Source organism: Lysobacter sp. Root667, assembly GCF_001427715.1.
In the GTDB taxonomy this organism is placed as follows: Bacteria; Pseudomonadota; Gammaproteobacteria; order Xanthomonadales; family Xanthomonadaceae; genus Lysobacter.
Window position 1 is genome coordinate 1 of record NZ_LMHF01000008.1, and the last position, 398, is coordinate 398.

Genomic DNA, 398 nt, shown 5'->3' on the forward strand with positions numbered 1-398 from the left:
CGCTGCGCTTGCACTCGTGAGCGGCRAGAGTGTTCTCGCGAGGCGGAAACAACCGAACCCAACGTGCGGCCACTTCGGCATCCGCCCATTGCCTTGTCAAACTCGGTTCCAATTGCACGACCAAATGCAGATGATTGCTCATCACCGCGTAGGCGTGAACGGCGATAGCGAAGCATTCGGCCAGCAGCAGCAACCGCTGCTCAATCCAGTCCTTTCGATGCTCGTAGGACCGACCCGTGTAGCGGTCAATTCCGCACAGGAACGCGCGACGCACGCAGCGTTGCACGCAATGRAAAGTGCCGGCTTGGCCGGGTGGAATCAGCGACGCGCGTGCCTGGGTCATGTCGCCAGCATCGCGGCAATCCTATCCAAGCACAGTCAGAAACTTCTGATAGGGG

General features: G+C 59.8%; 1 protein-coding gene. It reads right to left on the reverse strand.

Annotated features, from left to right (window positions below; genetic code table 11):
• On the reverse strand, nt 1-343 hold a 343-nt coding region (locus tag ASD78_RS03660; protein WP_200944123.1), incomplete at its 3' end, for a hypothetical protein.
• Between the last annotated feature and the right edge of the window lie 55 nt (nt 344-398).